19 protein-coding genes are annotated in these 25,819 nt (G+C 38.8%); 1 reads left to right on the top strand and 18 read right to left on the bottom strand.

The annotated features are described in order from the left end of the window. Positions 1 to 22 precede the first annotated feature (22 nt). Positions 23 to 199, top strand: a complete 177-nt coding sequence (locus BLR86_RS17590; protein ID WP_090764291.1) for a DUF3934 domain-containing protein — start codon at positions 23 to 25, stop codon at positions 197 to 199. Between the two features lie 75 nt (positions 200 to 274). Here the strand turns inward: BLR86_RS17590 and BLR86_RS17585 are convergent, their stop codons facing one another. From BLR86_RS17585 to BLR86_RS17500, 18 genes are all read right to left on the bottom strand, one after another. Next, entirely contained in the window at positions 275 to 1,033 is a 759-nt protein-coding gene (locus tag BLR86_RS17585) for an NRDE family protein (RefSeq protein ID WP_090764288.1), read from the bottom strand. Between the two features lie 182 nt (positions 1,034 to 1,215). Then, the gene (locus tag BLR86_RS17580) at positions 1,216 to 4,242 is read right to left on the bottom strand and encodes a beta-galactosidase, LacZ type (protein ID WP_090764285.1); all 3,027 of its coding nucleotides are present in this window, start codon (positions 4,240 to 4,242) and stop codon (positions 1,216 to 1,218) included. 157 nt (positions 4,243 to 4,399) lie between these two features. Beyond that, positions 4,400 to 6,265, bottom strand: a complete 1,866-nt coding sequence (locus tag BLR86_RS17575) for a DUF2264 domain-containing protein (RefSeq protein WP_090764282.1) — start codon at positions 6,263 to 6,265, stop codon at positions 4,400 to 4,402. Between the two features lie 16 nt (positions 6,266 to 6,281). After that, the gene (locus BLR86_RS17570) at positions 6,282 to 7,406 is read right to left on the bottom strand and encodes a glycoside hydrolase family 88 protein (RefSeq protein ID WP_090764280.1); all 1,125 of its coding nucleotides are present in this window, start codon (positions 7,404 to 7,406) and stop codon (positions 6,282 to 6,284) included. A gap of 15 nt (positions 7,407 to 7,421) precedes the next feature. Then, positions 7,422 to 9,248 (bottom strand): heparinase II/III family protein, encoded by a 1,827-nt coding sequence (locus BLR86_RS17565; protein ID WP_090764277.1) that lies wholly within the window; start codon positions 9,246 to 9,248, stop codon positions 7,422 to 7,424. Between the two features lie 14 nt (positions 9,249 to 9,262). Next, the gene (locus BLR86_RS17560) at positions 9,263 to 10,051 is read right to left on the bottom strand and encodes a carbohydrate ABC transporter permease (protein ID WP_175492943.1); all 789 of its coding nucleotides are present in this window, start codon (positions 10,049 to 10,051) and stop codon (positions 9,263 to 9,265) included. A gap of 57 nt (positions 10,052 to 10,108) precedes the next feature. Continuing rightward, positions 10,109 to 11,053 (bottom strand): carbohydrate ABC transporter permease, encoded by a 945-nt coding sequence (locus tag BLR86_RS17555; RefSeq protein WP_090764271.1) that lies wholly within the window; start codon positions 11,051 to 11,053, stop codon positions 10,109 to 10,111. Between the two features lie 169 nt (positions 11,054 to 11,222). Continuing rightward, entirely contained in the window at positions 11,223 to 12,836 is a 1,614-nt protein-coding gene (locus BLR86_RS17550) for a response regulator transcription factor (RefSeq protein ID WP_090764268.1), read from the bottom strand. After that, a complete protein-coding gene (locus tag BLR86_RS17545) occupies positions 12,814 to 14,643 on the bottom strand; it encodes a sensor histidine kinase (RefSeq protein ID WP_139185638.1) in 1,830 nt (609 codons plus the stop codon). The genes BLR86_RS17550 and BLR86_RS17545 overlap by 23 nt, the downstream gene beginning before the upstream one ends. A gap of 94 nt (positions 14,644 to 14,737) precedes the next feature. Continuing rightward, the gene (locus tag BLR86_RS17540) at positions 14,738 to 16,090 is read right to left on the bottom strand and encodes an ABC transporter substrate-binding protein (protein WP_090764263.1); all 1,353 of its coding nucleotides are present in this window, start codon (positions 16,088 to 16,090) and stop codon (positions 14,738 to 14,740) included. A 141-nt stretch (positions 16,091 to 16,231) separates the two neighbouring features. Then, the gene (locus BLR86_RS17535) at positions 16,232 to 16,864 is read right to left on the bottom strand and encodes a YesL family protein (protein WP_090764261.1); all 633 of its coding nucleotides are present in this window, start codon (positions 16,862 to 16,864) and stop codon (positions 16,232 to 16,234) included. 167 nt (positions 16,865 to 17,031) lie between these two features. Continuing rightward, positions 17,032 to 18,450, bottom strand: coding sequence for a sigma-54 interaction domain-containing protein (locus BLR86_RS17530; protein ID WP_090764258.1), 1,419 nt, complete (start codon positions 18,448 to 18,450; stop codon positions 17,032 to 17,034). 107 nt (positions 18,451 to 18,557) lie between these two features. Next, positions 18,558 to 19,334 carry a 3-hydroxybutyrate dehydrogenase gene (locus BLR86_RS17525; RefSeq protein ID WP_090764255.1) on the bottom strand — a complete coding sequence of 259 codons (777 nt, stop codon included), beginning with the start codon at positions 19,332 to 19,334 and terminating at the stop codon, positions 18,558 to 18,560. A 55-nt stretch (positions 19,335 to 19,389) separates the two neighbouring features. Next, positions 19,390 to 20,826, bottom strand: a complete 1,437-nt coding sequence (locus BLR86_RS17520) for a GntP family permease (RefSeq protein WP_090764252.1) — start codon at positions 20,824 to 20,826, stop codon at positions 19,390 to 19,392. A gap of 313 nt (positions 20,827 to 21,139) precedes the next feature. After that, positions 21,140 to 22,327 carry an acetyl-CoA C-acetyltransferase gene (locus tag BLR86_RS17515; RefSeq protein WP_090764250.1) on the bottom strand — a complete coding sequence of 396 codons (1,188 nt, stop codon included), beginning with the start codon at positions 22,325 to 22,327 and terminating at the stop codon, positions 21,140 to 21,142. A 60-nt stretch (positions 22,328 to 22,387) separates the two neighbouring features. After that, entirely contained in the window at positions 22,388 to 23,035 is a 648-nt protein-coding gene (locus BLR86_RS17510; RefSeq protein ID WP_302847230.1) for a 3-oxoacid CoA-transferase subunit B, read from the bottom strand. Beyond that, the gene (gene atoD, locus BLR86_RS17505; protein WP_090764247.1) at positions 23,035 to 23,694 is read right to left on the bottom strand and encodes an acetate CoA-transferase subunit alpha; all 660 of its coding nucleotides are present in this window, start codon (positions 23,692 to 23,694) and stop codon (positions 23,035 to 23,037) included. Before atoD ends, BLR86_RS17510 begins: the two co-directional genes overlap by 1 nt. Before the next feature lie 421 nt (positions 23,695 to 24,115). Then, positions 24,116 to 25,741, bottom strand: coding sequence for an ATP-binding protein (locus BLR86_RS17500; protein WP_090764244.1), 1,626 nt, complete (start codon positions 25,739 to 25,741; stop codon positions 24,116 to 24,118). Positions 25,742 to 25,819 lie beyond the last annotated feature (78 nt).

The following is a 25,819-nucleotide window of genomic DNA, read 5'->3' as shown; positions in this document are numbered from 1 at the left end:
TCAAGCATGATGGAGTGATAATATGCCGAAAGCAAAAGCAAAAAGTGGAATAGGAAGAGGAACAGGTAAAAAAGGCTGGAATCGTTGGCAGGTTGGTGCTAAAAAAGCAAATGCTAAACCTTACGTCAGCAAAGGGACTAAGAATAAGGTGCCTGCAAAGACAACAGATGGAGAAAAAGGCGACCCTGGTACTGCCTAGGCCCTAATGAAATTCTTTAATCAAACGTTTGATTAGTTTAGCAATAATTCTTTAATCAAACGTTTGATTAGTTTTTTAGGCCCATTTTATTGTATAGTTTTGATCCTTTACTTCATTATTCGAGAAAACACGTTCTACATAATGAATTTCACATTCTGATTCTACTAACACAGTGGAGCTCCTAGTTCCATAATTCTCACTCTTGATAAACATTGGCGAAAGTATTCTTTCCAAATCTAAGGAAACCCCTGTTTTCGGTAGTCTCGCATCTTCGGCCTGTTCTGATTTTTGAAGGAGTGTGAACAGTGGTTCTACAACACTCTCATGATTCTTATTTAGGATTTCGCTTAGTCCTGCTTTGCCCATTTGCACTTTTGGCCATTCAGTATTTAATAAATGATTGCTAACGCCATAAATACCTGGTGTTACCTCTAGCAGCTCTTTTCCAACGTTCGAATAATAGTACAGTTTGTCTTCATCCCCTGCTAACAAATTATATCCAGGATACCAATCATTATTTTTCCCTAAACTCTGCATGTATTCCTTTATATCACCGTTGTACTGAAGTGCATTTGCTACCAGTTCCCCTCGAGAACGTTTACCCTCCGAAACTTCAGACGGATCCCGATAATTGGTTAAAGCTGCAAAACGTCCCTTCTTGGTAACACCCATCCACGTACCCATTTTTTCTAAATCACGTCCAGCCAGGATATTAGAGTCATCCTCCCAAAAATGCGCAGGGGCAGTCGGCCTTTGGTAAAATTCATCTCGATTCGCCGCAACGATTAGCTTATATTTTGGATGAACTTTGTATGCGAACAATACTAAACACATAGACAATCACGCCCTTCTTTAAAGACTCGATAATCCTCATTTTATCAATAAATTTCCATTTATAATAATAAAGAGGCATTCCCTTTTTGAAATGCCCATTGCCATTATGTCTTATTTCATCTTCCTTACTTTTTTCAAGTAAAGTTTTTCATAGATAAATTGCAACGTTACACGTATATCGATTAAACCCTTTGAATCAAAAACTCAAACTCCAAGTCCTGATCAGCCTTGATCAGGTGCTCGTCGTGAACAGGAGCTCCCCAGCTGTCGTCCCCTCCAACACCCATCTGCTTACCGGCAACCGTTATAACCGTATAATGAATAGGTGGCAGCTCATACACATGCTGTGCATTCTCAAGCTCGAATGCTGTATAGGGACTAAAGTTACATTCCAGTGGTGCTGTTACCGATGATATCCTAATTCCCTGATCGTTGCAGTTTGTCACGTTAACGCGGCGGACACCAGTTCTATTACCAGATTCCTGCGGCATGACATAATCTGATAGATTATCACTAACTTGATTTTTAAAGATACCTAGCTTAGCACCCATAGCGCGGTCAGAATAGTTTTCTTCCGGACCCATTGCATACCATTCCAGTTGATCATAATCAGCTGGCACCTTGAAGGACACCGCAAATATCGGAAACTTCGGCAAATTTTCTGCCCCTTTATAAGCAGATTTAACCCGGACACTTCCATTTGGATAAACACTGTAAACACTCTTAACTTCAATTTCATGATTGATTGAGAATTTATAGGTAAATCCTACACTCACATGACTTTCTTTTTCTTCGACTTCAATATTTACACACTTTCTAGCCAAGCTCGCTGCATACCAAAGACCCGAATCAAAACCTTGAGAAAAACCTCGATCATTGTCAGTACTTGCTCTCCAGAACAATGGCGTTGGAGGCAATGAAACCATCTCCTTACCTGCATAATTAAGAGAAACTAAACTTCCTGCACCCTTTGAGAACATCACAGTGAAGTCCCGGCCGTGAACGCCAATATTCACATCCCCATAGGCAACGCGTAAAAAGCCATTTACTGGTGCTAATTTCTTTGTACCCACTTGATAAACAAATTGACCATATGCAATCTCATATCCTTTTTCTGCCCATTGAGTACTTTCACTCAATAACAGTGATGTTTGCACGCAATACTCACCTGATTCTGCCGTGAACTCTGCAGGTAATGCAAATTCAAAACGGTCTTCACTTTGCGGTTCAACCGTAGCATGCAACCTACCTCGGTACAATTCCCTGCCTTCCAGGAATAATGCATATACCAACTCATAATCAGCCGTATTGGAGAATAGACTTTCATTTTTAATGGTAACACCTGTCTGATCTGGTACTAGTTTAAAATCTTGATATAAAAATTTCACTTCCTGCATTTTAGGTGAAAGCTCTCGGTTGGCATAGACAATTCCATTTGTACAGAACCCGTAATCGGTTGGACGATCACCAAAATCGCCGCCATAGGCAAGGAATTCATTTCCGTAACGATCCTTATTATATATTGATTGATCAATATAATCCCAAATAAACCCGCCCTGGTACATTGGATACTTTTGCTCTAAATCGGTGTATTTGTACATGCCACCAAGTGAATTCCCCATTGCATGCATGTATTCGCAGCTAATATATGGCTTTTCCGGATTTTCATTTAAATATTTCTTAATGTCGGCTGGCTTCGCATACATGCGGCTTTCCATATCACTCGTATCGTTATAATCGCGGTTATGAAATACTCCTTCGTAGTGTACAAGTCTGCTTGGGTCAACCCTTTTGAAATATTTAGTGACATTCAAAATGACTTCACCAGCGTATGATTCGTTCCCACAGGACCAAATCAAGATGGATGGGTGATTCTTATCCCGTTCAACCATAGAGATGGCACGGTCCATGACAATCGGTTCCCATTCCGGCAGATTACCCGGAATATTCCACGAAGGCTCAACCTTGCCCATCTTTTGCCATGAGCCATGGGTTTCAAGATTCATCTCATCGATTACATATACTCCATATTCATCACATAGCTCGTACCATAAGCTTTGGTTCGGATAATGAGATGTACGAACTGCATTGATGTTGTGACGTTTCAGAGTTTTTATATCCCAGAGCATGTCTTCTTTTGTAATCGCCCTTCCACGGCGTGGATTGAATTCATGACGGTTCACTCCCTTAAATACAATCCGCTTCCCATTAAGGAGCATTATTTTATTCACAAGTTCAAATCTTCTAAAACCAATCTTCTGAGGAACAACCTCTACTAAATTGCCAGATTCGTTATAGATTTGAATAAATAATTTGTACAAATAGGGATTTTCTGCACTCCAAAGCGCAGGTTGCTTGACAGGCATGGTAATCGACCATTTGCCATCAATGTTCTCCGCTTTTCCAGTTTGAATAAGAGTACCTTTTCTATCAACCAATTCTGCTGTGATCTTGGAAGGAGCTGAACCTTGAAGCTTTAAATTGACAGCAAATGTCCCTTTTGTAAAAGTTGAATCCAATTCTGGACGAACATGAAGGTCGGCGACATGAATTTCTGGAACAGTATAAAGATAGACATCACGGAAAATTCCAAAGAATCTCCAAAAATCCTGATCTTCAAGCCAACCGCCAGTACTCCGTTGATAAACCTCGACTGCCAGCTTGTTCTCACCATCAATTAAATAAGGAGAAAGGTCAAACTCTGCAGGTGTAAAGGAGTCCTCACTGTAACCTACGAACTCACCATTTAACCATACATAAAAGGCTGATTCTACACCTTGAAAAGAAATATAAACCAGCTTATTTTGCATATTAGCTGGCACATTGAAATATTTCACATAGCTTCCGACTGGATTATGGTCAGTTGAAATTGCTGGCGGACGAAGTTCATGATGACCATCCCAAGGGTACATCGTGTTTACATATTGGAGCTGCCCATAGCCTTGTAGTTGAATATGTCCTGGTACCTTGATATCCCCCCAGCCAGCGCAAGGATAATCTTTCTCGAAAAAGTTTACTGGTCTGTGGTTTGGATTAATACTATAGTAAAACTTCCAGTTTCCATTTAATTCATGACGCATTTTCATTGGAACTGTGCTCCGTGCCTCCGTCAACGTTTCAAAGTACATATGGTCTGAGTGGGCTGGAAGACGGTTTACTGCAAATTTACTAACATCTGTAAGCCAATTTAAGCCTGGAATCGTTGTCATATCCTTCACACTTCCTATCTACATTAATCTAAAATCTACTACCTACAGAACCCATAGTGCTGCGAAGTTATTACTAATTGAAGCTTAACACTGAAAAAAAAATAGGCACCACCATTACTTAATAATAGTGGTGTCTATTAATATCCATAATGTATAGTTAGGATGTTCCCACACCTTTTTGAATAACAACTTTCTCTCCGCCCTGTCTAACAATAATCTCATCATTAACCAACACAACCTCTGGTACCTTATCCCAGTGATTTATCACATGGTCACTTCCTGGTTCTCCGAACACAGCATTTATAAGCCAGCGTTTTCCAGGCTTTAGGCTGCCTTTCACTGTTGGGATAACGGTCCTTGGATTAAGGAGATTAGTATTTGCATTTGGGTAGATCAACTCTGCTTGACCATTACCATATATTTTTTGAATCCCGCTCACTCCCCAAGGAAATTTAACCAAACTATCTTGCTGGTTTAGAAGTACCTCTGGCTTTTGCGGTATATATGCATGGTTTTCAAGCCCTAGCGCAAATCCACCTTCAGCATAATCTATGTTTCTACTAGTCTTGATACAATGAATACGAATATGCCATGGCGCCCCAGCAACTAGCCATGTTTTAATTTCGACATCACCAAATGGCTTCCATTTGGTATAAACGACATTTTCAGAAACCGCATAGTCAACACATGTTCTTTTTCCGCGATAAACATTGTCCCCTTCACTAACAGCTAACATTGAATCAAACGCACCTTGGGCAAGTCCCCAATCTCCCTTTTGCACGCTAAATCCAAACATGTTAGAGTATACAAATTTTTCATATTTAGCCGCTACATGCGGGTGTTCATTCGTGTGCTTATATCCCGCGTTAAAGACAACCGTATGATCTTGTTTTTCCTGCCGGCAGATGATAAATCGCGGAGAATTTTGTACAACCTTCTCCTTCAAAACTGGCAGCTGCTTTTCTTCTGCCAGCCAAAATGGATGATTCTCTGGCAGTGCTAGAATCAGGAAAGTTTTTAGTGCCCAATAAGGTGAACCTGGTGCATTATAGTTTTCTGCCATAACCAAATTTGAATAACTATAACCTATTGTCAGCAGTCCATTTGAGTCAAAGATTGGCTGCTTAAACCACCAGCGAAGGTTCCGCAGTATGAGCCCCTTCATCTCTCCTAGAGAAAATGGCTCAACTCCAGCATATACGAGCGCACTCCAAAATGCGGATTGTGAAAATCTGTACGTTAAACTTCTGCCATAGGGAAGAGCGGAACCATCCTTTGAAAACCAATAGATAAAATCCTTTGCAAACGTGGCAGCCCTACTTTTATACTTTTTTGCTCTTTCAGGATCTTCTTTATCCATTAGTTTTGCATAGAGCAAACTGTAAAAATGGATGGCAAAGGGAACATAATAGTCACAGTGAGCACTTATTCCGTCTGCATACCAACCTTCCTCTAAATAGAAATCATCGATTCGATCAAGATTCTTCCTTATTACTTCCTGGTCATAAGGCACTCCTACTGCTTTAAAACCGAGGTTAACCAACACAGGGAAAAACAGCCAATTACAATCATATACGCTGACATGATTAATTTGATTCAGCCAAGCAAATAGGTTTTCCTTCTCTTGGTCTGTCAAGGGACCCCAAACTTTATTCGGCATGAGTGCAAGTGCATAACCATAGGCAGCCATTTCGACGGCACGCTGATCAAAGTCAGTAATTTCTCCCCAATATTCTTCATGAGCAGGGTTGGTGCCGTTTTTAATTCCTTGCAAACACAAGTCCCAAACTTCAGAGCTTTTACCGCCAGCAAGCAGAGGGACAATCCCCCAAAGCACTCGGGAGAATCCTTCCAGTCCCGCAATATCATCAGAGTAACTGGTGCCTGTGCTTCCTAATTCAAGCTTAGCCTTCCCCTTGCTATAATACGGCTTCAACGGATTTACGATTTGCTTTACTGCTTCGACCATATTCTCTCGGGACTGAAGCGGATTTTTCTGGATTGGTAGATCAATTTTTAGCATACACGATACCAGCCTTCTACCAAAATAGTTCCTTGTAACCTTTTAATCTAGCAAGTCCTTCAACAAAATAATAGTCTCCATAAATTAGCGGGTTATCCAAAAACTTCTGTTCAGGGAAATGGCTTGTTCCATGTAGAATCAATCCCTCTTCCACCCCTTCCCAATCGCCATAATTTCTGAAAAGGGATTCGAGTATTTTCTCCCCTGCTCTATGATAGATTGGTGATTCTGGTGCACTCACCTTTTCTGCCAATAAAAGGAGACCACTTGCGGCGATGGCACCTGCAGAGGAATCCCTTGGCGTATCGACATCCTCGGGGAGGAGGAAATCCCAATTAGGAACGTAATCCTCTGGCAAATGGGAGATAAAGAAATGTGCGACCCTTTTCGCGGCCTCCAAATACTTTGCTTCTCCTGTATATTCATAGGACAATGTTAAACCATAAATAGCCCATGCATTTCCTCTTGACCAAGCTGAATCTGGACCATATCCCTGGCCACCCATCGCTTCAATTCTTTCACCGCTTTCAGGATCAAAGCGGACAATATGGTGGACCGCGCCATCACTCCGAACAAAATGGTTTAAAACCATATCAGCATGCTTTTTGGCAACGCTCTGGAATCTAGGGTCACCTGTTTCTTCGGAGGCCCAATATAGAAGCGGCAGGTTCATCATACAGTCGATAATGGCTACGCCGCTATTGTCCTCTCCTTCCGTCCACGGGTTCCACGCACGTAGAAAGTTGCCATTTACATTAAATCTTCCCATTAATAGATTCGCTGCTACTAAAGCACGTCTCTTTGAATTCTCTTCCCCTAAAAGTTTATAACGGGCTACGCTTGTAAGTGTCCACATAAAGCCCATATCATGATCAAGACGGTAATACTCATGTTGAACAGCATCAAGTTTTTCTTCGCACTCTTCTGCAATTTGCTTTAGTTCTTCATTTTTTTGGTCTCTATATAAAAGCCATAGTAATCCTGGCCAAAAACCGGCAGTCCACCAATATGGTTCTGCAAGAACATATTGTTTGTTTTCACTTGCGTGCGGGAAATTGGCTCCAATTCTTTTACTTGTTCTGTCAACTTTTTCAGTCACTTTCTGCCAAGCTTCATTAACCCATAGCAGTTGTTCTGTCATTGTTTTTCACCCTGCCTATTCAAATTGGAATATGAATTGAACATTACACTCTTTCACGGGATTTAACACGGTAAAGTCGAGCGCAAGGTTTTCCTCCATATTCCCGGAATGATTGATAAAATTTAACCTCTTAACTTCCAAGTAAAGCACCCTGCTATCATATAGGATTCTCAATCTCTGCTTCCCTTCCAGGATTACTTCATCTTCTGCTTCCGTAATCCTCAAAGAAGGAATAATCAATCTTTCTACTATGGAAACTGGCTGTTCTGTAAAAGAATAGGTATCCTCTACTACTAGCTTAGGCAAATCTTTTTTAACCCAGGTAAACCTTCGAGTTAATTTTTGCAACGGCTCTAAATCATAAGCTCTAGCTATATCGAGCTCAAAGATTTCCACATCGTTGCCTATATCTGCTTGGGGAATTCTAGCAAACCTAGACGCTCCTTCATCTTGAAACTGATGATTAATAATGGGAACAGAATGCCCCTGTGATCCATTACATAAATACGTATAACGTTCCTCACTAAAATAATCTTTTGTATATAAACCACTTCCTAAATCCTTAAAGAAAACCTCATTATCCCTTTGTAGGATAAAATGGCCAATATCATTATGATTATGTGGTTCGTTATTATTGCCGCCTTTGGCTGCGAAAGAAAAACTGCCTAATTCTGTCTGGTGTCTTGAAATAAACCATTGTGATTCCTTATAATAGTTGGTTCCGTTACCCCATGATTTTTCTGGAATTGCCTCATCAAACCATAGAAGGTTTCGAATCGCTGGTGCCCATCTACCACAATGGTCTTCCGTAAATTTAGCACGCAGCTTTCTTTCTGGGGGTTCAAAGTCATGGTAAACCTTGCTTAAATAGTGACTTAATCCTAAAAATACTGATGCGGTTGGATTTGCGTCCGAAAAGTTGACCACATGATTCTGATTCAGAAAACACCTTTGTTGAAACAAAGCAATTTGATGTACTTTCTCATCATCAAATAAATCCAATTGGCCATCTGTTTTCTTTTTTAATAAATCTGCAAAATAAACGTAGTAGCCAAAACCATATTGCCAATATCCGTAGCCTTCTAGACATACTCCATCATCACTGAAGCCCTTTAGATAACACTCCATGGCTGGAAGTACTCGCTCCAGTATCGTTGCTAGTTCATTGGGATCTTCGATTAAATGTATTGCCGCCGAACCAATCGAACCAGCACAAACAGCAGCCCAGTTATGCTCTTGTGTTTCCCATTCATATTTCGTTGTTTTAAATGGAAGAAATATTCGCTTATACACCTCTACATAAATAATTTTACAAATCAACCGATCTAAAACATTCCCCGTGAGCATTACTATCTCGGATAAGGAAAAAGCCGTCTCAGCTGCAAATAAGTCAATCGAATAGTTTTCTACAGAGTGCTCCCCCAATGATAGCCCGATAGTTGTGGAAGTTTCTGAACTGTTTTTTAAATGGGCAGGCAAGCACCAGGAATACTCATTACAAACCGACCAAATCGTATTTTCTAGTGCTGTTACGTATTCCTTATTCATCGGTTCAAGCAACACCATTAAGGTAAAGGTAGTAAGACGGTGTCTTTTTTGGAAATAGACCTTTTCGAATTCCTGCCTCGAACCATTTTCAGTAAATAGCCTGAACAAGGAGTAGGTCAACTCTTGTTCCTTTTCCTGTAATAGCCGACTACCCTCATTTCTTACCTCATCAAGGAGCGGTATAAATTCAGGATTATTCCTTGCGTTTCTCCACCAATCTTCTTTTTCTTTTGTGGTTGAAAATAATAATGGGGAATGTGAAACTAGCAAATTCTTTAATTCAGTTGAAATCAATGACTTCGACCTCCTTAGCCTTTTACTCCTCCTAATGCAATTCCTTCAATTACCTGTTTTTGTCCGATAATAAATACAATGACTAAAGGAAGAATCGCAGATACTGCAGCCGCCATAATCAAGGAATAGAACTCCCCATTAATGGTCGTGAATTTCTGCATAGCGATTTGAATGGTTAATAAATGATCTGTACGTAAGAATATGAGTGGATTTTGATAGTCATTCCATGTCCAGATAAATCTAAGAATCCCATATGTGGCAATCGCCGGTTTTACGATTGGCAAGGCGATGGACCAGAATATCCTCCAGTGTCCTGCACCATCAATTTTTGCGGCTTCTATTAAATCATTGTGAATGCTCATGAAAAATTGACGCAGCATAAAGGTACCTAAAACACTAAAGCTTCCTAACAAAATCAGTCCAAAATGGCTATCGAATAAACCAATCTTTCGAAATAAAATGAATTGAGGAACTAGAATCGCCTGTGGTGGTACCATATAAGTAGCAAGTACGATAATAAACAGGAAATTCCCAAATGGAAATTTAACTTTTGAAAATCCATATGCAGCCAGTGATGAGACCACAACTGAAACAGCTGTCGTAATCACGGAAACTTTTATCGTATTCCAATAATAAATATAGAAAGGATAGTCCCCAAACCAAACTTCCTTATAGTTGTCAAAGCCATTCCATCTTTCTGGAATCCACTGGATTGGGAATTTAAACACATCAGCTTCTATTTTAAAAGATGTTGAAAGCATCCACACAAATGGTAAAAGGAACAATATGCTACAGACGAGCATGATTACTGTAATAATACTTTTTCTAATATCTATTGATTTTGCCACTGCTAACCCTCCTTAATAATTCACCCATTTTTTCTGTCCAAGCCATTGGAAAACGGTAATTCCGAAGACAACCAAGAATAGGACGACAGCCATTGCAGATGCATAGCCAATCTTCAGATTAACGAAAGCGGTATCATAAAGGTTCCAAACAATCATCGAGGTAGAGTTTAATGGTCCACCTTTTGTTAATACGGCAACTAAGTCAAACACTTTAAAGGTAGAAATGATTCCAGTTATAAATAAGAAGAATGAAGTAGGAGAAATCATTGGCAACGTAATGTGTTTAAACTTCACCCATGCATTTGCCCCATCAATATCGGCCGCTTCATATAAATCCCTTGGAATCGATTGCAATCCTGCTAAATAGATAATCATGTTAAATCCTATTGAAATCCATATTTGAATAATCATAATGGATATCAGTGCGAAATTCGGATCTGCAATCCACAATGGCGGGTTTTCAATACCTAATGACATTAGCACTTGATTTATCGGACCTGCCGATGGATGAAATAATACCTGCCAAACAACAGCTATCGCAACAACACTTGAGATATATGGCATGAAAAATGCTACTTTGAAAAAACCTTTTAGGTAAACATTTCTGTCAATCGTAATCGCCAAAAGAAGTGAAATGATCATACAAATTGGTACTGTGAGGACGAATATTGCGTTATTGCGAAGTGACTTCAAAAAGGTTCCATCTTCAAACAATCTAGTGAAGTTGTCAAAGCCAACCCACTTCAGCTGAGAAAGAGGGGTAATGAAACTCCAATCTGCAAAACTTAGAGCAAATGTTGCAAAGATAGGGAGTAAAACAAGGATGGTAACACCAATGAGCATTGGAGATACAAAAAACAATCCTACTAAGTTTTCACTTTTTTCCTTGACGACTTTTTTGTTCTTTTCTTTGTTTACAACCTTTACGGGTGTGGTGAGTTCTGTTTTTACACTCATTTGATTCACCTCAATTTTTAGTATATTTTTATTATAAAATAATGATAGACTTCCCTAGTAACGGTATTTTGTTCTATATTCCTACAATTTTGACTTCTTAATAGGCAAGAAAAAAGCCCAGCACCCTAGTGGTCTGGACTTGATTTATATCACTCTTAATCAACAATTCTTACACCTTTCCGCCTCTATACTCAATTGGCGTAACCCCAACATAATTTCTAAATATCTTAATAAAGTAGCTTTGATTATCATAGCCTAATCGCTCACATATTTTCCCTACAGAGTCCGCTGTTTGTTCGAGCAGTTCTTTTGCCCGAGTTATTTTCATTTTTGTAACGTACTCTACAAAAGTTTCGCCCGCCTCTTTCTTAAACAAGCGACTGAAATAGCTGGGATTTAAGTATAAATGGCTCGAAACCTCATCAAGGGTTATTTTCCTTTCGATATTCATCGTTACATATTTAAATGCATCAAGAATTTCCTTCCGTTTTGTTTGCCCATATATTTCTTTAACAAAAGAGAGGATTGATTTGAAATAATTCATCAGCCATGTTTTCAGTTCATGCAAAAACTGAATTTCAAATATATCATTGTGCATGTAATCAATGGTCTGCTGCGACCGAAATAACTGTAATGCGTGCAGCTTTGCCCTTAAATCTAATAGCAGTTTTAGCACCCAATCCTTTACCAGCTCCGGTGAGAATTGATTTTCTTCAAGGAAAGTCGTCCATTTGATCACATAATCATTAATTTTGTTCTCGTCTTTGAGCATAATTAGCTCACGCAACTCTGTGGCAGCTTCATCATACTTAGAAAAAAGATCCTCGGTTGGTGCCTCCTGTGGCATCTTCCGTTCGATGATTGTACCTGGCTTCAGATAAAAACTCTGGTGGCTGCAATCCAACAAATTTAATAATTCCTGCTTAAACTCACGCATATTCGTGCAACCATCACCTGTAATGAACGATAGTGATACGTTCAATGATTTTTTCAAAGCATGTTGAATCCTTTTCATGCTTTCATTCGCTTCGGTAAGCGCATTCTTTTTTAACATTAAAGAACAAGGGAAGAAAACAAATAGTTCTCTTACTCCTAGCTGAAAATGTACGGCACCTGGATAGCAGCGTTCTATTGCTTCTGTCACGACATTATTAATCGCAAAATTTAACGTATCCTCTGAAAGAAATTGTTCTTTTACGCTGCTGAAATTGTGAATTATCGCCATGGAACCGATATATCCATTTTGATCCAGATGAAGACCTAGTGTTTTTGCCTCATCCAGCCAATTTTTCTCGATAATATCGGGATGTTCGATTGTTTTCTTTATGAATCTCTCTTTCACACTTTCTTTATTTCTATCAAGCATATTCTGTATCTGAAGGTGCTTAAATATTTTATTATTTTGTTCATCTAAAGTATCTTTAAACTTCTTAATCAATTGTGTTAAATCTTCTAGTTCAAAGGTATCTTTAACTAAGTAATCCTGAACTTGCAGCTTTAATGCCTGATGGGCATGTTTAAAATCAGAGTGGCAGGATAAAATAGCTACCTTTAAATTTGGATTTTGACTTTTTAGCTTTTTCGTTAGTTCAATTCCATTCATTTTGGGCATACCGATATCGGTAATTAAGATATCAGGCATTTCACTCATCGCTTTTTCATAGGCACTGGCACCATTTTCGTGTGTACTTTGAAGTGATACACCGAGCTGTTCCCACTCTATTGTTTCAGATAACAGCTGTAATACTGGATAATCATCGTCAACTAGCATTACTTTGTACATCAGAATTGCCCCCTTTTTGAATAGTCAAGATCACTTTTGTCCCTGCTCCTGGCAAACTTTTTATATCCATTGTAAAAGACTTACCAAAAGTTATAAACATTCGTTCATACACATTGGATAATCCTAAAGAAGAGAACCCTTTGTTATGTGTTTCATGACTATTTTCTGTACAATTCGAATGATTGATCTTCCTTTTTAGTTGGCTCAAAGACGCTTCATCCATTCCCTGGCCATTATCTTCGATGATAATGACTAGTTGATTTTCTCTCCGTTCAGTACTGACTACTATCGTTCCTGCACGTTTATTGAGACCATGGATAATTGAATTTTCGATAATTGGCTGCAAAATAAAGCGTGGAATCATCAGTGTATTTGCTTCCTCATGGACATCTATTTCTACCTTTACTTGTTCTTTTTGCCTCATATTCATGATGTTTATATAATCTAAAACAATTTGGATTTCTTCACGAAAAGTAATCGTTTCTTTGTTCTTATCAATGGTCATTCTCAATAACTTTGACAAAGAACTAATCATATTTGCACTTTCTTGATCTCCTTTTCCCAATACCTTCATACGGATGGAATTAAGAACATTAAAAAGGAAATGAGGATTTATTTGGGCTTGAAGCATATCAAGCTCTGCTTTTCTTTTTCGTTCCTGTGTATCTGTAATTTCATAAATCATCTCGTTGACACGATCGAGCATATGATTGAAGGATTCAGACAGTCTGCCCACCTCATCCCTGCTCCGCAGACGGGAACGAATCGCTAGATTCCCTCTTTTAACTGCTTCTGCTATCTTCCCTAAATGGACAATCGGTTTCGTAATGGTTCTTAATAAGGATGCCATAAAAATAAGGAAAATGGTAAATGATACAAGCTGTACCGTAAAAACCTTACTAAATATTGAATTAATTTGATTTACAGCTTGTTTATACGGAACTAGGGATACAAGCTTCCACCCCGTAAATGAGATATCGTGTTCGGCAATCAAATAATCTTCATTGGATATTTGGAAAATATTTGAAGAATTATTCTCCTTCAACTGCTCGCTATATTGGAAATGTTCACCGATCTTTAAATGGTTACGGTGTGAAAGGATTTGATTTGATGAATTGATAATCATCATCTCCTCATGTCCATGCGTGTTCCCAAATATTTGATTTAGTTCATTTTCCATAATGGTTACGATCACGTAGCCATAAATCCCTAAGTTCCCATCTCTTAACGTTCTAGCAACTGATATTTGATAAGGGTTATTCTCTTTCTCCGACTTAAACACGGTTGGCATGCTTTCAATCCAAGCGGATTCATAACCTTGTAATGTATTCAATTTTTTTAACCAATCCTTATGGACTAAGCCACTAGGGTCATAATCATAGTTGGTGTAATTTTTGTACGATTTCCCATTCTTTAAAAGGATGGTAACATATGACTTTTCTCCAACAAGCGTAATATTTTCAATCGTTTTATTGATTTTACTATCATTCATGTAACTTTTGTAATCGGTTTCATTTTCTATCTGATTTTGAGCCTTTTCTTTTAAAATCGTATTCATTTCCGCATCGAGTTGAACAAAGTTGGTAATGTAGAGCATATCTTCTAATAGCTTCTCTACATATTCATTTGCTATCGTAAGCTCTCTGTTTGCATTTGACAGTGCCTGATCCTTTAGCATATCTTTTGTTAAATAGTTATAGATTGATAATGAGATCACAGCAGGAATGATTAAGCAAATGATCGAAATGAAAATCAATTTAGAGCGGAAAGAACGAGGCCCCCATTTACGCGGTTTACTTCCTTTCATATGCAAACCACCCTTCCAATAGAAAGATGGGGTTGTAAGCAATTACAACCCCCTTTTTTATCCATTATTCTATTATTCTGTGATAATGTCTATACTATTTGTTGCTGTCAATAATTTCCTGCGCTCTTTTTTGAGAAGATTTAATGGTTGCATCAATATCTTGCTCTCCAAAGATTAGCTTTTCATATTCCTCATTGATAACCTTGTAAAGCTCGGATTGATAGGCAACTGGTGAAATGATTTTTGATGATTTTGCATTTGATAGTACATTGATTAATGATTCTTTATCAACCTTTTCAGGGTTCTTTGTTCCACTAAGAATCTTGTCAATGATACCAGTTAGTTCACCTTCACTTACTTTACTCCAAGATGGGATACTCTTCCCTTGGACAATTTGCCCTTCTGTTGTATACCAGCGAATGAACTCATATGCTGCTTCTTTATTCTCAGAAGTTCCCGCAACCGACATATAGTCTGTTGTTACTGGAGTATAACCACCTTTATCGCCGCTATTATTTTTTGGATATGGAGCAACCGCTACATCAAATTCTAATGGGAATTGGTCCGTACCGCCAAGTTCAGTATTCATCCAGCTGCCGATAAGGATTGAGCTTGCATCCTGACCAAAGAACTGGTTACGATAATGAAGTTTTTGAGATAAAATATCTGTGTATGGAACGGCTGATTTATCTTCTTTTTCCATCTGAATTCTTAGTTCAAGTGTCTTTTTAAATAAAGGATTTTCAATATTTGATTTGCCATCTGCAGTAGTGAATTCAGTATTATCAGCCTCACTTGCAAGTGCCAGCTTCATAAACTCCATCCAGCCTCCACCCTGTGGACCGTGGAAGTATGTTCCATAGTGATCTTTTGTTGTCATAGCTTTAGCATACTTTGTATATTCATCCCATGTCCAATCTTTTGGTACCTCAAGACCAGCTGTTGTTAAATGGTCTTTATTGATTAGAACATACCATGGATTAAATTTACCAGGCAGTGCATAATATTTTCCATCAATTTGAGTATCAACTTTGTATTCTTCTGTAACCTTATAACCATCTTTTTTAATATACTCATCAATCGGTGCAACCATTCCCATGCTTACACGCTGTGCATAGCTTGCTGGGTCACTAAACATCAGAACATCCAATTGTTCTCCTGACGCTGCAGCTAGGTCGAGCTTTTTAAGTGCTTCCTGTGAATCTCCCTTTTCACTAAGGATGACTAAATCTACTTTGATGTTAGGGTGTTTTTCTTCAAATGCTGCGATAGTGCTTTTCCAGTTATAGGATGCTTCGTTTCCATGAGTGTGGAATTTGATTGTTGCCTTTTCGTCCTTTTTTGGTTCTGACGATGCTTTTTCCTTACTGCCACTGCTAGAACAGCCCGCTAGGACTAAACTAAATAACATAGTAAAGATGAGTAACGACCAAAGTTTTCTCTTCATTGCTTTTCCCCCTCAATATTTTTACCTATCAAATATTTGAAAACCCTTACACTAAAAGTTTAACAAATTCAAATTTGATATTAATACCAATAAATTTACTCCTTATAATACTATTTTTACCACTACATGTTTCACACGTCCCTAAGAAGCAACAACAGTAAATTGTTTGGCAATTTTATTAAAAAGCAGATTCGATATATACATTAAAATAAAACTTAAACCGCTTCCAAAGAAGAGAAGTCCAATGCCATTGAAAAAAACACTGATTATAAAAATACAAATGGCTGTAGAAATCATCACCATCGTATAGAGCGGGTAAGAAACTCCTAGCAAAAAGGCTGTTTTTATATATTGAAGAGTTTTATATTCATATTGGACATAAACGGGAAAAATAAATATCATAACAGTAAGAAAAAGGAAACCCACTCCTATTAAACAACCCATCAAAATTGGATAGAAGACCCCTTGAATAGAAATGATTAAGCGCCAATCTAAGTAAAGAACAATGCTAATTACTAATAATATAAATCCTAAGCTGTTTGCCTTCCAAAACTCTTTTTTGTAGGTTTTCCAAAAAAAGGACAAGATTGGTAAATCACTTTCTTCTCTTAGCCATTTTCGAATAATCGTAAACATCGCTACTGTAGCAGGGGCAGCCCCAAAAACAAATAAACCCAGACCCGTAAAAAGCAGCCATAGAAGATTAACATAGGCAAGCCGGGCAATCCATTGGCAAATTCCGTAGAATCTTCCCATCCATACTGATGATTCCATAACTTGTATTCTCCCCCTTTTTATTTCACTTACAACTTATCTTACATTTTAATAGAATAAATTTGATTTGTTTCAACACTTTTATGACCACTTTTGCGAATTTTTTTACATCTTACTATCGAGTTACTAAATAGGGCAGTTTCCCATTAAGGAAACTGCCTACAAATCTATTTAATATCATAGATTTTACATTTCTCGTAAAACCTAGTTTTCCCTATTTCAAGTAACTTTGCAGCTTCCTGCTTATTCCCATTAGCGGCGGATAAGGCATTTAAAATTGCTTGTTTTTCCACGTATGCAAGTGTTTCTTTTAAAGACTGAACAGGCATAGCCGCAGTGTTTGCTCCTTTTCCCGTGCAACCGCTTTCTTTAATAGGAATACTTACAGTCTCTTGATCACGTAAATATAATGGCAAGTGTGCTATTTCAATTGTATTTCCATCTAATACATTTATAGACCTTTCTAGCACATTCTCTAGCTCCCGAACATTTCCTTGCCACTTGTGTTGATTCAGTCGCTCAATTACCTCGTCAGATAATAGTATCCCTTTACGATAAAATTTTCTTTCCAATTTTTCGAGTAATTTCACTGAAATTAATTCGATATCCCCTACACGATCCCGAAGCGGAGGAATTTCTACTTTAATTACATTTAACCGGTAATATAAATCTTGGCGGAATTTTCCCTCCTCGACCATTTTTTCTAAATCCCGATGTGTAGCTGCAATGATACGGACATCAACAGCAATCGATTTTTGGCCGCCGACTGGCAGTATTTCATGCTCCTGCAAGACTCTTAAAAGCTTACTTTGCATCGCCAGCGGCATATCACCGATTTCATCCAGAAAAATCGTTCCCCGATTTGCCAGTTGAAACTGTCCTTTTTTCCCGCCCTTTTTCGCACCTGTAAAGGCGCCATCGTCATATCCAAATAATTCTGATTCCAGTAAATGCTCTGGTATGGATGCACAGTTGATTGGAACATAAGGAAAAGATGCTCGCGAACTGTTATTGTGAATGGCAGAAGCAAACAATTCCTTACCCGTACCTGATTCTCCAAGTATTAACACCGCAGACTGGCTTCCAGCAATTCTTTCAGCCAACGTTTTTACTGCAGAGAAAGATACACTTTTTCCAATCAAATCCGTAAAGTAATATTTACTTTTCTGAATTTTTTCAGCCTTCGTTTTATAATATTTTATTTCTTCTACAAGATGTTGAATTTTACTTTGGTACAGCCGCCATTCCTCTGGATTGCGAAACATTACGGTACCGACAGCACCTACTAATTCGCCGTCAATAATAAGTGGGTAGCGGTTCGCAATCATTTCACTTCCGTTGATTGGATGAAGGGCAGCCAACTCCTTTTGTCCCGTTTTGGCTACAATATGCATGCGTGAGTTTTCAATAACATCCTCAACAGGTCTGCCAATTGCCTGATCAACAGTCGTCCCTAAAAACTCACAATAGGCTGAATTAATATAAAGGATGACGCCCTCTCGATTGACTACGACAATTCGCTCACCTGCAAGATTAACAATTTCCTCAATCCAATGATGCGGAATATTATTCAGTCCTGGTTTCATATCTATCACCCTAGTAAGTTGTATACGTCCATTATAACAAAGTGGTATTGCCTGTAACCCAAAAATAAAAAAATCCTGACCGGAAAATCCAATCAGGACTATTACTATTATTGTACCGTGTACCCGCCATCGAGAATAACTGCTTGACCTGTTACTCCTTTAGCTTTATCACTGGCTAAGAACGCGGCATAGTCAGCAATTTCTGATACTTGCAACAGCCTTTTTTGTGGAACAAGTGAAAGTAGTACGTCATCAATTACACGCTCTAAGCTTACATTCCTTGTTATCGACAAGTCTTTAAGCTGATTTCTAACAAGTGGTGTATCAACATAACCAGGGCATAGGGCATTTACAGTAATCCCATGTGTAGCGCCTTCTAACGCAGCTACTTTTGTTAAACCAATGACACCGTGCTTGGCACTATTGTATGCAGCCTTGCCAGCAAAACCAATAACACCGTTAATAGATGCCATATTGATGACTCTTCCAAATCCTTGTTCTTTCATGTAAGGGAATACATGTTTAATTCCAATAAACGGAGCAGTCAGCATAACTTTTACTAAAAACTCAAACTTTTCAGTAGGGAATTCCTCGATCGGAGATACATACTGAAGTCCTGCGTTATTAACTAAAATATCAATTCTTCCAAATCTACTATGTGCGGATTCAAGAGCCCCTTTAAAAGCTTCCTCATCGGTTACATCACAAGGAGCTGAAAATGCCTCATAGCCTTGCTCTCTTAGCTCACCTGCAACGATGTCACTTTTTTCTCTATTTAAATCGGAAATCACCACTTTTGCTCCTTCTTGCGCAAAAGTCTTGGCGATTTCTAATCCGATTCCACTTGCTGATCCTGTGATAAACGCTACTTTTCCTACTAACATAGTAAACCTCCTAAAATTATTATCTATATTTCACTCTATGAAAATTTGTTTTCTTCTATACCAGTCCAAAAAGTGTATAAACTCCGATGATAACGAAAACAGCGATTGTTTTAATAATCGTAATCGCAAAAATATCTCGATAAGATTGCTTGTGTGTTAACCCTGTAACAGCTAATAGTGTAATAACCGCTCCATTGTGTGGAAGTGTATCCATACCGCCTGATGCCATCGCAACAACACGGTGCATAACTTCTGGTGGAATATTAGCAGCTGCAATTGCCTGATTGTACTTATCAGCCATTGCTCCTAAGGCAATACCCATTCCACCTGATGCTGAACCGGTAACACCGGCAAGTGTACTAGTTGTTACTGCACCATTGACAAGTGGATTGGTAAACGTCGTTGAAATTCCATCACTAATTTTTGCAAATCCTGGAAGTGCCGCAATAACACCGCCAAATCCATATTCAGCACCCGTATTCATGGTTGCAAGTAATGAACCGCCAATACTTTGGTTGATACCTTCTTTAAATTTACTTGATACTCGTTTCCAGTCATATAGTAGTGAAGTAACAATACCGACAACTAATGCCATTTCAATCGCCCAGATTGCAGCACTCGCAGTAACATCAATTGTGTATGATAATCCTATCGCTTTAAAATCAAAACCATTTGGATACCATTGTGGTATAAATGTAATGAAAATTTTATTGGTAACACCAACTAGAATTAATGGAACAAAAGCTAAAATTTGTCTTAATACAGTTTGTTTTGCTGCCATATCAGGAGCTGATGATGCTTTTTCTTCATTTATCTCTTTTGCTAACGCAGCGGCATTCTCAGCACCAAAGCCATAATAGCCTTCTCCTGCTTTCTCTGCCTTTTTCCTTCTCATCTCTAGATAAAATAATCCAAGAGTTAATACAAAGATGGCTCCAATGATACCAAGAATTGGTGCTGCATAAATGTCTGTTTTAAAGAAAGCAATTGGAATAACGTTCTGAATTTGTGGTGTACCCGGTAAAGCGTCCATCGTAAATGTGAATGCACCAAGAGCAATCGTACCAGGGATAAGCCTCTTTGGAATATTAGCTTCTCTGAACATTTGTGCTGCAAACGGATAGATTGCAAATACAGCCACGAATAAACTAACACCGCTGTATGTTAAGATTGCACCTAGCAACACAATTGTTAACATCGCACGTTTTGCACCTAGAATACGAACAATCGTCTTTGCAATGGATTCTGCAATTCCTGACATTTCTACTACTTTCCCGAATATAGCTCCTAGTAAGAAGACTGGGAAGTAGTTTTTGATGAACCCGACCATTTTTTCCATAAAGACGCCAGAGAAAAACGGTAATACATGACTTGGATCAATTAATAAAACAGCTAAAATGGCACAAAGCGGTGCGAATAAAATGACAGAAAAACCACGGTAGGCGGCAAACATTAGAAGTCCGAGCGCCAAAAGAATAAAAATTAAATCCATTTAGATCCCCCTATACCTTTTTTTGTGTAAGCATCAATAACATTTACTCCCCAAGTAAGCGTTTTCATTGAATGCTCACATTTATATTAATGCAATTTTTATGCCAAAAAATTAAATGTCGAAATAATAATAAAATTCACTATTATTATACAAGGTTTTTACCCAATTTCATGATGGTAAACATTATTAAACTAGCAAACATTCTGTTTTTCATTTTCCGTTTATCCGGAATTTTAGGATTTTTCCATTCCGCAAAACCGGAATTTTCCGTTTCTGCGGAATGCGTTATTTCAATATAACGGACTGCGAAAATTTAATTTTTGTCCATTTCAACTAACGTTGCAATACCCTGACCGCCGCCAATACATAAAGCAGCCAATCCATAACGGGACCCTTGACGTTTCATTTCATGCAGTAAAGTAACTAGAACACGGGCACCGCTTGCACCGATTGGATGTCCCAATGCTACTGCTCCGCCATTTACATTCAGTTTCTCATTTGGAATCTCAAGGTCACGTCCCACCGCAAGAGATTGCGCTGCAAATGCTTCATTTGCCTCAACTAAGTCGATTTCTTCCATGGAAAGTCCTGATTTTTGCAATGCCTTTTTGGAAGCCGGAACAGGACCAATACCCATTATTTTCGGATCTACTCCTGCTGTTCCATTCGCACGGATTACCGCCATAGGTTTAATACCAAGTTCCGTTGCTTTCTCCCTGCTCATTAATACTAGTGCAGCTGCCCCATCATTGATACCTGAGGCGTTCGCAGCTGTAACGGTTCCGTCTTTTTTAAATGCCGGTTTCAGTTTTCCTAGCTTTTCTGCTGTTACTCCGGCTCTTGGAAACTCGTCGGTATCGAATATAATCGGATCACCTTTACGTTGCGGGATTTCAACAGGAACGATTTCTTCCTTGAACTTTCCTTCTTTAATGGCATTCTCAGCCTTCTGCTGGCTCCATGCCGCAAATTCATCTTGTTCATCTCTTGTTATTCCATATTGCTCGGCAATATTCTCTGCTGTAACACCCATATGATAAGAATTTATGGCACATTGCAATCCATCTTGAATCATGCTGTCGATTACTTTTCCATCACCCATCCGGTATCCTGTGCGTCCTTTTGGCAGTAGATATGGAGAGAGGCTCATGTTTTCCATGCCGCCTGCAACAACAATTTCTGCTTCACCCGTTTGGATTGCCTGCGCAGCCAAGTGTACAGCCTTTAGCCCTGAACCACAGAGTTTGTTAATCGCCATCGACGATACTTCATTTGGAAGACCTGCTTTTATCGCAGCCTGACGGGCAGGACCTTGACCAATTCCAGCCTGAAGGACGTTGCCCATAATGACTTCATCCACTTGTTCTCCCTTCACTCCCGCTCGATTTAGCGCTTCTTTGATCACAATTGCACCTAACTCCGTTGCTGGCGTATCACTTAATGTCCCCATAAAATTCCCAATCGCTGTACGAACAGCACTTACAATCACTACTTCACGCATTCCTTTATCCTCCTGTGCTTAAAATTTTGTTATTCTTCTATTTATTCACTAGGCTAATAGTTAAATAGCCGAGCTAATTTTAAATGAAGCCTCTGTTTTTTCCTTAACGGTCTCAAGGTCTACACCCTCTTGAAGTTCTTCGAGGATCAGTCCTTCTTCTGTAACACGGAAGACTGCTAGTTCCGTTACAATCAGGTCAACCACGCCTTTTCCTGTGAGCGGCAAGCGGCATTCTTCAAGGATTTTAGAGGACCCATTCTTTGCTGTATGTTCCATTGCGACGATTACCTTCTTTGCTCCTGTTACTAAATCCATGGCACCGCCCATGCCTGGAACCATTTTTCCTGGAACCATCCAGTTTGCAAGGTTTCCTTTCGCATCGACTTCAAGCCCTCCAAGTACGGTTACATCTACATGTCCGCCGCGGATTAATTCAAAAGAGAATACGCTGTCAAAAAATGCACCGCCAGGAAGAATTCCCGAAGGCTGACCACCGGCATTGACCAAATCTGGATCAATATCTCCTTCCAATGGACCAAGCCCAACATAACCATTTTCAGATTGGAGAATAACATTTACGGTATCAGGGAGATAATTTGGCACCATCGTTGGTAAGCCAATTCCCAGGTTTACTACATCTCCGTCTCTCATTTCCTTTGCCACACGTGCAGCGATGATTTGTTTTGGATTCACTAATGTTTGTAACATTAATTTCTACCTCCCTGAACATAAATTTTATCCACAAGGATTCCCGGTGTCATAACGTCATCGGGATCAATTTCTCCCACTTCCACTAATTGCTCTACTTGAACGATGACAAGATCCGCTGCCAGTGCCATGAATGGATTAAAATTACGAGCCGAGCGATGATAAACCAAGTTACCAGATTTGTCCGCTTTATAAGCCTTAAGCAGTGCAACTTCTGCACGAAGTGGCTTTTCAAGTAAATATTCACGCCCATCTAGGGTCAACTTTTCCTTTCCTTCTTCTACCACTGTTCCCACGCCCGTTGGAGTAAGAATTCCACCAAGACCAGCCCCACCTGCACGAACTCTTTCAGCGAGTGTCCCCTGAGGAACAAGTTCTACTTCCATTTCACCTGCAATCATTTGCCGTCCAGTTTCCGGATTTGTACCAATATGAGAAGCAATCACTTTCTTCACGCGATGATTTACTATTAAAGGACCTACTCCACTTTCTATGAAAGCGGTATCATTTGCAATCAATGTTATATCTTTGACGTCTGAATCTAAAAGAGCAGATACAAGGCATTCTGGCGTACCAACCCCCATAAATCCTCCTGCCATAACCGTCATGTCATCTTTAAAAAACGAAGCAACTTCATCCATTGAAATAATTTTATTCACGTAATAGCACCTCCTGAATAATAAGTGAGTTTATCGCTCACACCTATTTAATATGCAAGAAGCGTGCCAACTAGAAAGGTATATTAAAAAAGGAACACTCTCCTTAAACTGGAAAGTGTTCCTCTCTTTATTTATAATTAGGCTCTATTATATTTCATTGTTGATGTTCATGTAGTTATAAGAAATCATAGTCGGAGAATTTCCGGTTATTATCTTTCGTGGAGGCTTTAGAAGCAGATATAAGCGGAAGTTTTCCGCTTAACTGCTCTAAATAAGAAAAAATCCATCGAATTGGATCGGATAACCGGAAAAACTCCGCTTATTTTAAAGGAAATATGGGTATTTCCCAATATAAACGGAAATTCTCCGCTTATTTCTCGAACAGCGTGAAATCAACATTCATTTATAACAGAGCCTTTATTTAATTAGCCAATGGTAACCTAATTTCCACTAAGGTCCCCTGTTGGGCTTTACTTTGATAGGTAATCGTGCCATGATGCTGCTTAATTATTTTATTACAAATCATTAGTCCAAGTCCGGTTCCCTTTTCTTTCAAACTATAAAAAGGTTCACCCAACCGAGGCAGTAGCTCTTCTGGAATTCCGCTTCCTTCATCCTTAATAGAAAGGACACATTCTGCTTCTGCTCCTTTTTGGAGATTTATGTGAATATCTCCCCCTTCAGGCATTGCCTCGATTGCATTCTTTAAAACATTAAGCAATACCTGCTTTAATTGATTCTTTTCTCCCGTTATAAAAAATGACGATTCCTCTACAATAAGTTTAAATTGAATATTTACCATATGTGCTTGCGGAGAAAGGAGTTCAAGCGTATTCTTGACCAGTTCTCTAAGATTCGTCCGATGTAGTTGGACTGCCTGTGGTTTTCCTAAAGTAAGCATTTCACTCGTAATGGTTTCAATCCGTCCAAGCTCACTTAGGATTAGGTCATTGATTTCTTCTGCTCCATTTTCCCATTTATACAGTTGAACAAATCCTTTGATTGTGGTGAGCGGGTTGCGAATTTCATGTGCCACTCCTGCCGCCAACTCGCCAACAATGGAAAGCTTCTCAGATTGCAAGAGGATTTCTTCTGCCTTTTTACGCTCTGAAATATCACGACTGATAATCACAATATGTTCAATTTCATCATTTTGTCCTCTTACTGGCTTGCAGCGAGATTCAAATTCAATATAGTCACCGTTTTTGTGGCGTAGACGGAATTCAATTGCTTTAGATTCTTTATTTTCAAACATCCCTGCTAACGTACTCCTAAACAGTTCAACATCATTAGGATGAATGAACGTACATAATTTAACCTCTTCCAGTTCAAAGGATTGATACCCTAAAACAACTTCATGTGAAGGAGAAAAATAAGTAAGGGAATGTTCTTTGTCCATTACCATAATTAAATCAGAGGTGTTTTCTGCGATAAGCCTGTATTTAGATTCACTCGCTTCAACCATCCTATACATATCCGACAATCGATTATTTAATCTATGAAGCTTTACATAGGACTCTATCAATAAAAGGCCTAAAATAACGCCTAACATCACGAATAGGATATATTGAAAATGAAAGAATAGATTATCTCTAAATACGTTAAAAATAATCGGTATGGTTATGACATAAATAATGGCATATGTGCCAAATAAAAGAATTGATTTTTTTAATGCTGTTAACCTTTTACTATAATAGGATATGGTGGTAAAACCTATCATCATGACTACCCAACCGATGATGGCAATATCCCAATGACCACTTGATACCAAACGTGCAAATAACCCAAACGCTCCGGTAATGATACCTGCAATCGGTCCTAGATAGGCAAAAACCAGAATGACTGGAGCATATCGAATATCGTATGAAAATCCTTGCTCATGGATTGCTAGCATTACGAGAATAATTGAAACAATCCCCCCATAAACACCTACCCAAAAACGGACATGTTTGATGGGTCTATAATTAATGAAGGAACGAATGACAAGCGGAGTACTAACTAATAAAGAAAAAATGGAGAGATTTACAATATAATCTAATAGAAACAAATGAACTCCCACCTAAAAGAACGTACTTTTCCCTCTATCATAAACTAGAATATATACGAATACCATATGAAATAAATT

Origin of the sequence: Bacillus sp. OK048 (genome assembly GCF_900103525.1) — a bacterium.
In the GTDB taxonomy this organism is placed as follows: Bacteria; Bacillota; Bacilli; order Bacillales; family Cytobacillaceae; genus Neobacillus.
Note: the sequence above shows the minus strand (reverse complement) of the source record. Positions and strands in the feature narration are given on the sequence as shown.